Genomic DNA, 14,927 nt, shown 5'->3' with positions numbered 1-14,927 from the left:
TTCCCTTAAATAAAATCATCGGCCTAGTCGCTACGGCGCTGGGTAAATAGCGCGTCGCCGTGACATCTGCCCGATATGCGTTTGAAGTCGTTCGCGGCTGTGTAAGCTGGCGGCCATCGGTGTATCAGAGCATTTCTTTTAATTTGTCGAGCAGCGTTTCGATTTGCACCGGCTTGCTCAGCATGCCGCTAATGGGCGGCAAATAGCTCTGTTTTTCATTGAGCGAAAATCGAAAATGGGTGACTTGGTCGATCGCGGTTAGCAATAAAATCGGTACGTCGCGAATCGCGGTATAGCGAGAATCCGCTCGTTGATCTCGAATCTGGTAGACCAATTCAAACCCGGCGGTGTCGGTTTCCAGCATGGCCTCGGTGATGATGGCGTCAGGCGGGCTGGCCAGTGCGGCTTTGCGGCCTGCAACGGCCGAGTGCGCACACGTTACGGCATAACCATGCTGCGCCAGCGTGGCGCTGAGGTTTTGACAGAGCGCGGTGTCGCCGTCGATAAGCAGGATTTTTTTCATCGGAATTCCTTCGCGGCCTTATTTGAGCAGCTCGTAGATCACATTGCGCTTGTCCCATGCTTCGTTGCGCTCGTACATATCGATTGGGAACTCCATTTGTTTGAGCTCGACCGGTGCGGCTTGCTTGTCGACTAAACCGAGCGCGAGCGCGACGCCGTACAAAATCGCTTCAGGGCGCGGCGGGCAACCTGGGATGTAGTAATTGACGCCGAGCACTTTGTCGACGCCGCCAGTGACGTTATAGGTATCAAACCATGCACCGCCGCCCGTCGCGCACGAGCCAATCGCAAACACCAGCTTGGGGTTGGGGATTGCTTCATAGGCGCGCTTAACGAGCGGTAAAGTGGGGCGAGTCACCGCGCCCGAAATCAGCATGGCATCGGCATGGCGCGGCGAGGCCACCAGCTTGATGCCAAAGCGTTCAACGTCGTAAAACGGCGTGAGGATATTCAAAATCTCGATATCACAACCATTACAAGCCCCAGTATTGCAGTGATAAACCCAGATGGATTTTTTGAACATTCTTTTGCAGAGATTCTTCAGCATGATTCACTCCTTGTCGCTCTGATTCGATTCAACGTCGTTGCAGTGCTTAACCGTCAAATAGGGCTCATTGAACATTCTTGTGCAGAGACTTTTTAACATGCTGGGCTCCTATTTATTGCTCGGGCGGGTGTAGTTATCGGATTCCTTGAGCATCTCGGTCGAGAAGGTCTCGCTCGTTTTGCGGATCAGCGTGCGTTGCTCCAGATTGTCATAACGGAAACCTTTGAGATTGATGCGGTCGATCGCATTGGTTTTTTCCATCTCATAACAACGCCCGCAACGCTGGCAGCTCATCATGAATAATTCCATGCGTGTGGTGACGTCATCTTTATCATCGCAAGCGATTTCAAAGCTATTGCTCATCGTGATGGCTTTTTCCGGGCAAATATCGGCGCAGCGACCACAGTAAGTACAGCGCGAGCCTTCATACAGCATGACCCGTAGTTCTTGGCAGACATCGCGCACCAAAATACAGCGCGCTGGGCAATGATCCGAGCAGCCGCCACAGCCGATACATTTTTGGTGATCAAAGACCGGTTGGCCGCGCAAATTTTGCGGCACGGGCGGACGCTCGTTGGGGTAGTCCAGCGTGACGACGCCCGGTTTTAACACCATCAAAATTTGTTTGAGCTTGCTGCTGAGCCACATGATTTTCTCCTTGATCGTGTTAGAAGATCACCGCCGCACTGATGGCGGCCAGGGCGATCACAAAGAGCGCGGCGAAATACTTGATCGCTTGATCAATCCGATAGCGCGGGTGGGTGGCTGAGAGCAGGCCAATCAGCAGGAAAACCAATCCAGTAAGTAAGATCTGCACCAGCAGGTCGAGCAAAAAGAATCCCGAACTCACTAGCGGCACAAACATCGCGATCGGCAAATAGGCGTAAAACATCTGCTTGAGCATCATGTAGTACTTAAACAAGGCATAGTTTGGGCCGCTGTATTCGATAAATGGGCCGCCCAGCAATTCCTGCTCGGCTTCGGCCATGTCAAAGGGCTGGCGGGCGACAAAGGCTTGCAAACCAAACAAACTAACGACAATCATCACCGCACCGGGCCAGCCAAATTGCGCCAATGGCGTGCCGTAGATCACGGCCGTTAAATCCAGACTGCCGGTTTTTAATACGCCCAAGAGCAACACCATAAACAGGATGGGCTCGACCATAATCATCGTGGTCATTTCACGGCTGGCGCCGATCAAGGCGTAAATATTTTTGCTGGCAAATGCACCCAGCAATACCGCGACACCGCCGAGAGTCAGCAAATAAATCAGCGAAATTGCATCGGCGTAGGGGGTGAGCGCCGTGGCATGACCTGCAACGGGCAAAATCGCGATCACGCAAAGGATAGAAGCAAACGCAATCAATGGCGCGAGGCGGAAGGGCAAGATACCCGATGAATCAATGTTTTCCTTGCCCAGTAATTTCAGTACGTCATAGTAAGACTGCGCCAGCGGCGGACCTTGCCGGCTTTGTACTCGCGCCATCACGCGGCGCACGACACCGTCAAAAAAGGGCGCTAGCGCTAGGAACAGCACCAAGTTGCCAATGACCTGAATGCTGCCGATCAAAATGTCGGGTTGTTGGCTCATTTTTGCATACTCCCCAGATGTTTTCTCGACATTGCATCGAGCTCAGCTTTCGTAATTGAGCTTGATTTGCCTGTTTGCAGATCAACCACGGCCACCCGATCGGTACAGGAGAAACAAGGGTCGATACTGCCCATAATGATGGGGAAATCACCGAATTGTTCGTCGAGCAGCATCAGCGGCACGGCCTGCAGATTGGTGAAGGTCGGGGCGCGTACGCGCCAGCGTTCAGGGCGGTTGTCTTCGCCAGTGATGACGTAGTGCACCGACTCGCCGCGTGGGGCTTCAACCACGGTAATTGCATGGCGCTGAGCTGGGATTTTGTCCTTCATTTCAACGAAGATTTCACCGCCGGGCATTTTATCCAGACATTGACGGATAATTTTGATCGCTTCAAAAGTTTCAACCACCCGCACCACCAGCGTTGACCAGACGTCGCAGCCATCGAGTACCGGCACTTCAAATTTCATTTCGTCGTAGGCGGCGTACGGATGGTCACGACGGGCGTCAATATCGACACCACGTGCTCGCGCAACGGGGCCGATCAAATTCCAGTCGATGGCTTGTTGCTTGGTAATCGTACCGACGCCTTTGGTGCGTTTGTGGATCGACGTGTCTTTTTCGATGGCGCGGTAAATCACCATCAGCTCGTCTTCGATTTTTTTGACTACATCCAGAATGTCTTGCGCAATGTCTGGCGTAATGTCGCGACGCACACCGCCGACCAAAATCATGCCGTAGGTTTTGCGATTACCTGTGAGGCGTTCGCACAACCACATAATTTGCTCACGCACGCGCCAAGCCTGCATAAACACGGTGTCAAAACCGATTAAATGGCCAGCCACGCCGAGCCACAGCAAGTTGGAGTGGATGCGTTCGATTTCGAGCATCATGGTGCGGATAAATTCGGCGCGGCGCGGAATCACCAGCCCGGCGGCAGATTCAACGGCTTGAGAAAAGGCCGTGGCATGTACCGAGCCGCAGATACCGCAAATACGCTCGGCAATAAATGGCACTTCGTTATAGCTAACTTGGGTCTGGCACAGCTTTTCGATGCCGCGGTGGGTCATAAAACCACGGTAATCGCAGCCCTTAATGGTTTCGCCATCGACATACACGGCAAAATGTTCTGGCTCGTGCAGGCTGGGGTGAAAGGGGCCAACCGGTACGATCTTGGTGCCGGGAGGCGCTTCATCGAGTTGATACGCGACATCTTCGGCGCCTTGCGGCACGAAATCATGCGGTACATCTTTACGCAGTGGGTAGATGCCTTCTGGCCAATCATCGGCCAGCACTAATTTTTTGGGTTTGGGGTGACCTGCAAAGCGCAGGCCAAGTAAATCGGTGACTTCGCGCTCCGACCAGCCTGCAGACGGCAGATCGGGCGTGATCGATTCCAGCACCGGGTCGTCCACCGGGGCAGAGGCCCGGCAGCAGACAAATTGGTCGCTATCATCAAGCGCAAAGGTATGCACCATCGCCAGCGTGCCATCGCGGTTAATGTTGTCATAGCCAATACTGCATAGATAGCGCGCGCCAGCGGCGGTGATGATTTGCGTGGCCTCGCGAAAACCAGCGCGTTTGACATCAATATAAATGGTGCGCTCGTCGGTTTTTTCTACGCAGACGACATCATCACGCAAGCGGGCAATTAATTTGGCTTCTAGTTCTTTTCTCATCGTAAACCCCTGGGTGTCTCGAATGTCAGGCGCCGCGTACATTGCCGCCAGTCCACTTCATAAATTTCTTGAAGGCATCGAAAATGTGGCTGCTCAAATAGCGATTGGCGTTGTTGAGCGTTTGATAGCCGCATAACCAAACTGGCGCGGTGCGTTCCTCTGCGCCACCCGCTTTGCGTAACCATTGCGCAAACACGAGCGCCACGGTGAGCATCGCAATCATCACGAGCGGAAATGAGAAGGCGATGGCCGAGCCATTGCTCGCCGCAAAGCTGACCCCTGCATAGCTGTGGGAAAGCGAAGCAAACACTTTGGGTGTACCCAGCGTATGGCTGAGCACGCCTTCAGACGTGGCCAAGACCCGGCCAAATAACTGCACAAATAGCCAAGGACAGAAACCTTGTATTAAGCAAACCGCAGCCAGCACCAGCTTGGGTGCAAGCATGACTTTGCTAACTTCGTGCACATTGCTGTTTTCGTTCCATTCGACGCCCACCGAGGTAAAGGTCATGCCGTAGAGCTTCACATAGGTTGCGAGCGTCATCGCGCTGGTGACCAGTGCAATCACCCCGAAAATCACAAAGATGCCCGCGGCTTTGCCCGATAACAGCGCCGAGCCGACAATCGCCCATTTGCTGGTAAAGCCAGAGAAAGCCGGTACGCCCGAAACGGCGATGGCGGCAATGCCTGCAATCACCGCGGTGATTGGCATTAAGGCAAATAGCCCGCCCAGCTTGTCCAGATCTTTGGTGCCTGTGGTGTACTGAACGCTACCGACGCACAGAAAGAGCAGACTTTTGAAAATGGCGTGATTCAGTACATGCAGGAATGCGCCCAAGATGGCGAGCAGTGCCAATGTGTGCAACGCTGCATTGGGGCCGAGATAGTAACGAGCGCAACCAATGGCCAAAATAATGTAGCCGATTTGGCCGATCGAGCTGTACGCATTTAACCGTTTGGCATCCACTTGTTTTAAGGATTGCGACGTGCCAATAAACAGCGTTACCACGCCGATCAGAGCGACAGCCAGCCCCCAATATTGCACTTCTTGGGCGGGCATCGTGTCGGGCGTCATCCAAAATAGCGTGCGGATCATGCCGTAGATGCCTGTTTTGAGCATCACACCCGACAGCAGGGCACTAATCGGTGATGGCGCAACCGAGTGAGCATCGGGCAACCAGAGTTGGCCCAATGGAAACATACCGGCTTTCATGCCAAAACCGAGCAGCACCAGGGCCAGCAATAAGGTGCGCAGTCCTGTGTCGAGTAGACCCAGTTGCTCAGCAATTTGGTGTAATGGTGTGCCCCAAGTGCAGCCCGGCACCATCAGCGCTGCTGCCAAAACGGCCAGCCAGGCTAATTGCATCAAAATCAGGTATTTATTGGCGCTGCGAACGATCACGGCGTCTTTGTCATCAAAGCGAATCAGGCCGAATGACGCGATGGTCATCATTTGCCAGGCGATCGTAAAGCCGGTGGTAAGGTCATCTACGCTGACCAGTGCAATCATGCCAGCGATAAAAATGGGGTAGCAGAAATAAAACCCGCGCAAGCTGTAATGGCGGTAGTGATCCATCTCCATATAGCCAATGCAGTAAAACGCGGTGACCGCCGCCACGAACGAAATCAGCGTCATAAAGACCGCAGAAAAGCCATCGATCATCAGCGGGATGGTCAGGTTCGCAATCTGCAAATCGAAGGTGGCGGGGGCGGCGTGACCGGCGAGCACCTGATAGGCCAGGCTGGCAAAAATCAGCCCTGAAATCAGACAAGCCAGAAAATTGATCCCGCCAGCGAGTTTTCGCTGGCCTGCGAGTAGCGGAGTGACGATGGCTGAGGCCAGCAAAAGCTGTATGCCCGTCATCAAGCCTTGGTAAATATTGAAATCCATCATCAATGACTCCTTGCGACTTGGGCGACAATCAGCTCGATCACCGTTGCTGCGCTATTTAGAATTTCCGGGCTAACTGACCTGCCAAAATCGATGTTTTCCGCTGCGATCCCCAGCAGGTAAACGTCTTTACCTTGCTGCTCAATCAGCTGTGTCGCCATTGATAGCGCCAGCTTATGCGTAGAAAAACCGCCGCCCACTTCCAGCTCAGCCAGTTTGCCCAGCACCAGCGAGCCACATTCGCCCCCCGTGCCTTGCACTGCGTCAATGACCAGTACATTTCGCACTGCGCTGTCGGCGATCTGAAACACGTGGTTTTCGATGACATCTTCCGCATTAATGACCGTATGACCGAAAGAGGCGGGTAACTCGTTTTCCAGCCTTTCAGCAATCAGGGCGCCAACCGCATCGTCGTTGCGCAGCGGGTTGCCCACGCCGACGATGCAGGTCGGTTGCGATAAAATTTGCTCCAGTTCAGTGGCAAAGCTCATATCTGTTCGCCCAAGGTTTTGATCTGGCGGTAGGTATAAACCGGCCCATCGGTACAGACGAGCGTGCGGCCTACGGCGCAGTGCTGGCATTTGCCGATGCCGCATTTCATTTGGCGCTCTAGCGTCGAGATGATGGCGTCTTCGCTCATGCCGCGTTTCAAAAACTCGCCAATCACGCTGTTGAACATCACCGGCGGGCCGCAAACAAATGCCACGCTGTTATCGACCGGCACATTGGCTTTTTCGATCAGTTGATTGACGTAGCCCACTTCTCCGTCCCAGCCTGCTTCGGCACGGTCAATGGTGATAAAGGTTTCGAACCCTGCGTTCTGTTGCCACTCTTTGATGTCTTCTTGGTACATCAAATCTTTGCCACTGCGCGCGCCATACAGCAGGATGATGCGGCCAAAGTCTTCGCGGTGTTGCAGCGCATGGACGATCGAGCTGCGTAGCGGAATCAGCCCGATCCCACCCGCTACATAGATGATGTTTTTGCCTTTGATGTCTTCAAACGGAAAGCCATTGCCAAATGGCCCACGTACGCCGAGCTTGTCGCCAACGCGCAATGCATGTAGCGCATGGGTGACTTTACCGACGGCGCGTACCGAAATATGAAAGCGGTCGTTTTCAGGGCTCGGTGGCAGTGAAACAGCAAATTCACCCGCGCCAAATACCGTGCACATAATGAATTGACCCGATTTGATGCGAAATTCGCGCTCGACATCCTTATTGGGAAAAGACAGATAAAAGGTCTTTACCTCGGGGATTTCATCGCGAATTTCGTCGATGTTCACCACTTCGGGGAAAGTCACAATAGGGCATAGACCGGTGGTTTTACAGTTGCCTTGCTCGTGATTGCCATGACAATTGGACATCAGTTTTCCCCTCCGGTGATTTCGCGGCGGATGTATTGCACTACATTGGGTAAGCCAATATCGCCGGGGCAAACCCACTGGCAGCGGCCACAGCCGACACAGCCCGGGCGTAGGTATTTCTTCGATTGCGAGTACGATAATTTGCAGAAAAAACGCTTATTGCGGCGGTCTTCCACCGGTTGGCGCGGGTTATGATCACCCGCCATGCGGGCATAGCCTTCAAACGAGCAAGAGTCGCGCATGCGCAAACGTTCGCACTCGCCGCAGGCCGTCTGGGTGTCTTCAATATTGAAGCAACTACAGGTCGGGCAAACGAAGGAGCAAGCGCCACATTCGAGGCACTGATCACCGATGAATTCCCACGTTTCGCTTTTAATAAAGCCCGTGGTAATCCGATTCATCACACGGGAAATCCACGCTTTATTGTCGGTGGCCATTTCAGGAAATAGATCAATGCAATGATCGACCACGGCTTTTTGTTCGGTCAAATGGTGCGCAGCAGCGGGTTTCCATTGCTGCGCGTCGGCAATAGCCTGACCTTTTTCACTGCCCACTTTCACGAGATACCCGTCTTTTAATTTGGTCAGATCAAGGTCAAAGCCTTCATCGGCATCAGGGCCAGAATGCGTACAGACGCAGAAACACTGCGGAAATGGATTGAGGCAAGTATTGCTGATCAACAAGCATTGGCGGCGATGGGTGAGGTAAACATCATCGACAAATTCCTGCCCAAGAAAGAAGCGATCAAGCGCCAAAATGCCCGACAGATCACAAGGGCGCAGCCCAAACAAGACTTTGGGTTTTTCAAAGTATTGTTTCGACATTTCGACGCTTTGCGTTTCGCTGTCGTAGTTGTATTTCAAAATTCGTTCCATCTGCGGGAACAAAATTTCCTTCACGGGCATTGATGGGATGGGCGCTTCCAGATTTAAGGCCGCCACATCATCGAGCTGATCGAAAAACACCTGCTGGGTTTGTGGATCGACCTGCGGGCCATACACTTCGTGAGATGCTTGCAGCGCTTGCGCTAGCTGCTTGATCTCTTGTGAAGACAGAATATACATGGACATGATTTAGCCTCGCCGCTCATGCTTCTTGGATTTTGATTGGAACCACGCTTTCTTCACCGGCTGCATAGGCGTTTTCATACGGCAGCAGAAAATCGGAAATCATGTTCTTGATGAAGTACGGGATATAGGCGGTGCCGTCTTGCACATCGGGGCAGACCTTGACCGCGATCTTCATACAGGTGCCGGTGCTGGAGCAGACATTCACCAGCCATTTGTCACGCACTTTCAAATGCGCGGCATCATCGGGTGAAATCTCGATATAGCCTTGTGGGTACAGCCACAGCGTTTGGTCGTATTCGCGGCGCGGTACGATGGTTTTGCGCATCAGATTGTTTTGATGCCAATAGTGCTGCGCCTTACCAATCATCAGCGCGAATGGGAATTCGGGCGTGGTGGGCGATTCCCAATATTCGATATTGATGGCGTTGAATTTGCGTTTGCGCGAGCTGGCAAAAGCTTTCGGATCCCAATGCAGACCAAACCCTTTGCTGAGCCGGTCATGATTAAGTTCGGCATAGCCGGCGACATGCTCGGCAATATCAGTAAAGACTCCCGCCGCGTCCTGATAGCCCCATGATGCACCGTATTGCTCTGCGATCATTTGAAATAAAGCCCAGCCGGGCAATACCCCGTTGGGGTTTTCGACATTTTTATGGGTGATCTGTACGCGTTTATCAGATGCCGTATATGTACCATCGGTTTCGTTATAAGCCGGCAGCGGGAAGATCACGTCGGCCAAATCCATAAAGGCGCTTTTATACGCACAGGAATACACGACAAAATCGAGTTGGGCGATGCGATCTTTATCGCGAATAATCCCATCGTCGTGATCAATCACAAACAGCGCTTTGATCGTTGAATCAGGCTCGGCCAGCGCCTTAAAGACGCTATTGCCCAGCTCGCCCGAGATGCCCATATCAAAGCTGCCCTGCAAATTGCTAATCCCCGCCACAGGGATGACCGCCGAATTTTCATGATCCATCCGATCGGTAAGCAGAGCCAGATTGGTAATCGCATCGATCGTTGGGCGATCAAGGCCGGAAATCCCGCTGGAGAACAAAATTACAATCGATTTCGCTTGCTCCAAATGTTTGGCTTCTTCCTCGATTTCTTCGTAGCGAATGCCGCTGGCGCGCTCCAGCGCTACTGATGAAATGCTGCGCAGTGCCGCCACATATTCGGCATAACCCGCCATCAAATCGATATTGGCGCGCCGATCGTGATTCACGGTGCGGATCGCCAGCAAGGCTTTGGCCAGCGCATTGACGAGTAAGCCTTTGGTGCCCGGTTTTTGCTGGAAGTGTTTGGTCGAGAGCTTGGCGATCTGGGTGCGAGAGCTCGATAAGGTCACAACGCGAGCACCACGGCGGCGCGCCGCATGAATATTGCCGCCGATGATGGGGTTTTGGCGGGTAATGTCGGTGCCGACCACCAAGATATAATCTGCCTGATCAATGCTGGTCAGCGTGCCATGCGCGCCGGGGTAACCAAACGCATGCTCCAAGGACGCCATACTTTTGCGGTGGCCTGCTTCGGCGCCTATCCCCTGAATGCGGGTATTGAAAACCTCATGCGCTAGGCGGGCCAGCGTGTAGCCATCTTCATTGGATGATCTGGCTGAGGCCAGAATACCGATCTCACCTGCCGCGCCGTTAAATTGCTGCATGCGCTTAGTGACGAGCGCGATGGCTTCTTCGTAGCTGGCCGCTCGTAGCTGGCCATGTTCGCGAATCATCGGCTGGGTAATTCGCTCATTGGTGCTAAGTAGCTCATTGGAATGCCAGCCCCGAATACAGAGCTTGCCCTTACTCACCGGATGAGCAATCAGCGGGGCGACACCAAAGACTTTCTTGCCATCCGTCTTGAGAAACTGTCCGCACCCCGTGCCGCAGAGGTTGCACACGCATGCCTTGTAGTTCTTAAGTTTCATAAGTCCACGAGCCTTTCATTTCACGCAGAGACATCGCCGGAAAAGGAAAGTGGGATCAAGCCACGCTGCGAGAGCGCGTGATGATCCGATGAGGAATTCATCCGCGATGAGCGTAGGCTCAGTCTTTGGCGGTGTTGAAAATTCCTATGTGTTACAACGACTTCCACTCTTCCACTGTTGTGTTGTGCAATCTCTGGTACATGCCAGAAACTGTCTTTTGTAGTGAAAAGTGTAGGGCTACATTTTTCTGGCAGCTTGTGCGAAGTCAAACAATCTGATGTTTAAATTTTGCGAGACGCCATTTTTTGATTTTTGGCAATTGGGCTGATTGTCATTGGATCTACCTATTTGGTGGTAATCTCAAATGCAGTGCGCTGTGCAGGCCTGTTTGCTATTGATTAACACGATGACTGAAGAGCGTGTGTCAATTTCGCAACGATTGATTGTGCGAAGTGTGAGTGTTTGGATGAGGTGTGCGTCGAGCATGATCGCTGAAGTGACATTACTGATTTGGCGCAATTGTTAAGCCGCAATGACTTGCTACGCTAAGCTCACTCACATGGGCTTTTCGAGGACTGAGCTATGCATGAACTGAGCCTTGCTGAAAATGTGATCCGCATTGTTGAATCGGCCGCGCTCAAAGCACGCGCCCAGCGTGTCGGCCGGGTGCGCCTTGGCATTGGTGCGCTGGCGCACGTCGACGCCGATACCTTGCAATTTTGCTGTGAGCTGGCTGCACGCCAGACCTTGCTTGCCGATGCAATATTTGAAGTCGAACAAACGCCCGGGCAAGCGCGTTGCAATGATTGTCAGCAAGAAGTTGCGTTGGAAAAAATCGGTTTTCCCTGCCCGCAATGTGGCGGATTTGATTTGCTGGTGACGGCGGGTGAGGAAATGCAGGTGTTGGAAATTACTGTGGCTTAGTTGGGGCATGTTCAGATTACGTGTTGATGATTTCTAGTGCCTACGGCACGGTGTTTTCAGTCGCAGTCCGCGACGGGGACTTACTTCTCTTGCTTCTCCATTGAGTCAATAAGTACATCAAAATGTTCCGCAACAATTGAATAAAGCCCGAGGAATTCCTCGGGCTTTAAAGTTGCCATGCCATTACTTGCAAACTATTTGATAGCTACCACGCTATCAAATTAAGAAAAACTACCGCCAAGCAATTTTTCCGTACAACAGAACATCGATTCTCTCTTGCCATTTTCTTTCCCACTACAACGGCCAAGTTGTAATCCTGCGTCGCAGGTATCTTGTTTGCACTTGTGAAAGTTGCACAAACAATATTCATATCACAATGAACGGTACTCAAAAATTCTCCCCCTCCTTCTTGCATTCACTGGTGCCAACCAGTGTCCAGCGCAAGCTAGGAGGCTCCCGAGTTAGATAAAGACTACATGCGACTATTTAGCGTCTGGCTCCATCAACAAATTAGTGTGACTCACACACTCTGCGTATTTCAGAGGCCCAATGTTACGAACGGCTCCCTTACTCATCTGTTGACTTCAACACCATTTCCTTAAACGCAATCATAGTCTCGGCAATGCACCCTCGAAGGGTGCAACTTCATGCTTAAGCTATCCAGAGACCTTCAATTTCTCGAAGTGCCGATTCTTCCAGTTTTCACCTCCGAACCCTCTACGATTACTCGCAGCTCATCAGCCCACACGTGCCGCATGCGTTGCCCAGTTTCCCAAGGCCCCACAGCTCCGACTTCACGGAGTTTCATACCTTATCAGGTCTGCATCTGTCACCAGAGCAGCCGTTTCCTCGTCGCCCAACATTCATGTGTATTCGGTCGAAAGACAGCATTTCAGCCGTCCAGCGCCGGTCGTAGCGTAGCGAGCACTATTAGATGCACTACGCTTCGGCAAGAGAATTTTCATTGACTGGCTAAGTCAATTACTTAATCCCGATTTGGCAAATCAGGATTTACTTCGATGTTAGCTTTCATTTAGTGGCAAATAGTATAGACAATGAAATTCAATCTCCTGATTCTATGTAACATTATTATGGTGTTCTTATCAGTTGTGAAATTTCGCATTATTTTTATGCGTGAGTTCGATTATTTGGTGAAATCACACATATACTAATTTTCATCAAATAAGGAGGAGTCACATGGAGCAAAAAACCACATATCAGCCAAAAATATTCAGATCAGTAGCCGTATTCTTGCAAGCAATTCAACTACAGGCATCAAGAGGTTATTCACATTTTATAGAGGGCGAAATAGACGAAGAAAAAATTAATGCGTTCATGATCAAGATGCATGAAAAATTTAGCTGCTGTGCCAGTCATGTACAAAAATGCAGAAATAAGAAATTAGGAATTGCTGGCACATGGCTGGCATTCGTTAAGACCGCCAATATGCCAAAAGCAAAATGGATAATATTGGTTAGTGGTGGCAACAAAGAAATTGGTATATGGAAGGAGGAGTTTCTATATCCAATTAAAAGACTAAATGCGTTCGGCAGGTATGAACTTAGAAAATATTATAGGTCATCTGATAATAAATACAGCTATAGCTGGCAATTGAATGAAAAAACCTATGGACTATTAGTCAATACGATTAAGTCTCACCAGCACAGCAAGAGCAAAATGCAATTCATACTTGATAGAATCGGTAAATTGCCCGGCTTCCATTTGCTCAAAGAACAAAAATCCGAATTAGTTAAAACTCGCACAGCAACGGCGGACAAATCGTTTAGAGAGCAATTGATCTTGCCGCCAAAATTGTTTTTTACAAGATTTATGAAACACGAGCAATAAGTAAGAATGGATGCAGTAATTAGATAAGATGCAACCATTAAGAATTTAAATGAATATCGAACAATAATTAAACCACAAGGAGATATATATTATGAAAAATAAAGTTACCAGAGAATCAATTGACTTGCAGTTTGCTAAAACGCTAAAGGAGAGCGAGTATTACACTACAGGTGGAGTCGTATATAAATGGACAGGAAGCCATTATCAGGCTCAAACTCAACTCAATCTTGAAAATGCAGCATTGAACTTCTTAATTGAAAATTTTCGAGATAAAGCTACGGCAAATAAAGCACGAGCATGTACAGCCCTATTAAGGGCATTCCTACCAAAGCTACCGATATCTCAAATAACGGACGCATGCATCCCAACTGAGACTCAATATATTGCTGTTGGCTGCGAAGGCGATGCAATGGGCGTTAAATCCCTAATGCCACCAGACAAAAACCGTGCAATGACTTATGCGATTAATTGCGACTTCGATGAGAAGCGTAACTTTGAAGGTAGTAAATTTCAGAAGTTCATCGAGCAGATTTTACCTGATACTGAGATCAGGCAGTTGGTGCAGGAGTACATCGGCTATTCCTTACAAAGCAAGCTCAATTATCAAGTTATGCAGCTTTGGTTAGGATCAGGAAAAAATGGCAAGTCAACACTACTCGATATTGTTTGCCAGTTACACCAAAAAACATGTGCACTCGAATTGGATAGATTGGATCCGCAGCATTTACCAAATGTCATCGGTGCAAGTTTGTGCTTCTCGGACGAAGTTCCAAAAAGTGGCATTAATGAACAAAAATTGAAAATGCTCATATCAGGTGGTGTTGTAGAGGTAAAGATTTTGTATAAAGATCCAGTTTCGTATGCATCGCATCGAAAATTCATTGTTTGCGCGAACCATTTCCCAAAGGTGAAGGATCAGTCGAATGGATTTTGGAGAAGGCAACAGATCATCCCTTTCAATGCCAAAATTGAAAAACCAGATCCATTGTTAGCAAAAAATATTATTACAAACGAGCTGAATGTAGTATTGAATTGGGCAATTGAAGGCCTGATTCAGTTAATCAAGAGAGGGCAATTCATCGTACCTAAAGCAGTTCATGATGCTATTGAGGAAGCAAAAACTAGCACAGACAGTGTCAGATCATGGATTAAAGACACAGGGTTAATTGTTAGTATGCGATCACCTATGAGGTATGAATGGAAGCAAGGCTTCTACAAGTGCGATGAAAAATTCTTGAACGATGAAGGGCACTATGAAGCTAATCAGAAATTTGATAGATCTTACATCGGTTGGTGCAAAGCAAACGGAAATAGCCCAGTCTCGCAGAAAGAGTTTTGGTCAAGAATTGCGGCATATTTTAAAGAAAGTGGCGCTGAATTTACCGAAAGCACCAACCGAATCATCAAAGGTGATGCATGGAGCAATGGAAGTAATTATTGCGACAGGAGGCGAAGGCGTGTCAATTTGATGCAGCTGGATCCATGCGCAATTCCATTTTAATTCTAGAAATTCGCACATCCATGCTAGCTATTTTTAAGCAAAAATTATTGGATCAGACTCA

13 protein-coding genes are annotated in these 14,927 nt (G+C 50.1%); 3 read left to right on the top strand and 10 right to left on the bottom strand.

All coding sequences use genetic code 11. The features are described from left to right. Positions 1-124 precede the first annotated feature (124 nt). The 10 genes from HQ393_RS09300 to HQ393_RS09255 all read right to left on the bottom strand — a co-directional run bounded on the left by HQ393_RS09300 (position 125) and on the right by HQ393_RS09255 (position 10,593). Positions 125-523 carry a response regulator transcription factor gene (locus tag HQ393_RS09300; protein WP_179354943.1) on the bottom strand — a complete coding sequence of 133 codons (399 nt, stop codon included), beginning with the start codon at positions 521-523 and terminating at the stop codon, positions 125-127. An 18-nt stretch (positions 524-541) separates the two neighbouring features. Further along, a complete protein-coding gene (locus HQ393_RS09295) occupies positions 542-1,069 on the bottom strand; it encodes an NADH-quinone oxidoreductase subunit B family protein (protein ID WP_179354942.1) in 528 nt (175 codons plus the stop codon). 108 nt (positions 1,070-1,177) lie between these two features. Then, complete coding sequence (locus HQ393_RS09290; protein ID WP_179354941.1) at positions 1,178-1,717, bottom strand: 4Fe-4S binding protein; 540 nt, start codon at positions 1,715-1,717, stop codon at positions 1,178-1,180. 19 nt (positions 1,718-1,736) lie between these two features. After that, positions 1,737-2,660: a respiratory chain complex I subunit 1 family protein gene (locus tag HQ393_RS09285; RefSeq protein ID WP_179354940.1), complete on the bottom strand. Its 924-nt coding sequence runs from the start codon at positions 2,658-2,660 to the stop codon at positions 1,737-1,739. Further along, a complete protein-coding gene (locus HQ393_RS09280) occupies positions 2,657-4,336 on the bottom strand; it encodes a hydrogenase large subunit (RefSeq protein WP_179354939.1) in 1,680 nt (559 codons plus the stop codon). Before HQ393_RS09280 ends, HQ393_RS09285 begins: the two co-directional genes overlap by 4 nt. Positions 4,337-4,361: 25 nt before the next feature. Then, entirely contained in the window at positions 4,362-6,230 is a 1,869-nt protein-coding gene (locus HQ393_RS09275; RefSeq protein ID WP_246307870.1) for a complex I subunit 5 family protein, read from the bottom strand. Beyond that, positions 6,230-6,718, bottom strand: a complete 489-nt coding sequence (locus tag HQ393_RS09270; RefSeq protein WP_179354938.1) for a hydrogenase maturation protease — start codon at positions 6,716-6,718, stop codon at positions 6,230-6,232. The genes HQ393_RS09275 and HQ393_RS09270 overlap by 1 nt, the downstream gene beginning before the upstream one ends. After that, entirely contained in the window at positions 6,715-7,593 is an 879-nt protein-coding gene (locus HQ393_RS09265; protein ID WP_179354937.1) for an FAD/NAD(P)-binding protein, read from the bottom strand. Before HQ393_RS09265 ends, HQ393_RS09270 begins: the two co-directional genes overlap by 4 nt. Next, positions 7,593-8,663 carry a 4Fe-4S dicluster domain-containing protein gene (locus tag HQ393_RS09260; protein WP_246307869.1) on the bottom strand — a complete coding sequence of 357 codons (1,071 nt, stop codon included), beginning with the start codon at positions 8,661-8,663 and terminating at the stop codon, positions 7,593-7,595. The genes HQ393_RS09265 and HQ393_RS09260 overlap by 1 nt, the downstream gene beginning before the upstream one ends. Before the next feature lie 16 nt (positions 8,664-8,679). Further along, the gene (locus HQ393_RS09255; RefSeq protein ID WP_179354936.1) at positions 8,680-10,593 is read right to left on the bottom strand and encodes a molybdopterin oxidoreductase family protein; all 1,914 of its coding nucleotides are present in this window, start codon (positions 10,591-10,593) and stop codon (positions 8,680-8,682) included. 582 nt (positions 10,594-11,175) lie between these two features. Between HQ393_RS09255 and hypA the strand changes: the two genes are divergently transcribed. The 3 genes from hypA to HQ393_RS09240 all read left to right on the top strand — a co-directional run bounded on the left by hypA (position 11,176) and on the right by HQ393_RS09240 (position 14,866). Then, positions 11,176-11,517, top strand: coding sequence for a hydrogenase maturation nickel metallochaperone HypA (gene hypA / locus HQ393_RS09250; RefSeq protein WP_179354935.1), 342 nt, complete (start codon positions 11,176-11,178; stop codon positions 11,515-11,517). A gap of 1,197 nt (positions 11,518-12,714) precedes the next feature. Continuing rightward, entirely contained in the window at positions 12,715-13,365 is a 651-nt protein-coding gene (locus HQ393_RS09245; protein ID WP_179354934.1) for a hypothetical protein, read from the top strand. 91 nt (positions 13,366-13,456) lie between these two features. Next, a complete protein-coding gene (locus HQ393_RS09240) occupies positions 13,457-14,866 on the top strand; it encodes a DNA primase family protein (RefSeq protein WP_179354933.1) in 1,410 nt (469 codons plus the stop codon). The last annotated feature ends 61 nt before the right edge of the window (positions 14,867-14,927 follow it).

This window comes from Chitinibacter bivalviorum (assembly GCF_013403565.1).
Classification (GTDB): Bacteria; Pseudomonadota; Gammaproteobacteria; order Burkholderiales; family Chitinibacteraceae; genus Chitinibacter; species Chitinibacter bivalviorum.
The sequence above is the reverse complement of the archived record's forward strand: the minus strand, read 5'-3'. Positions and strand labels throughout refer to the sequence as shown.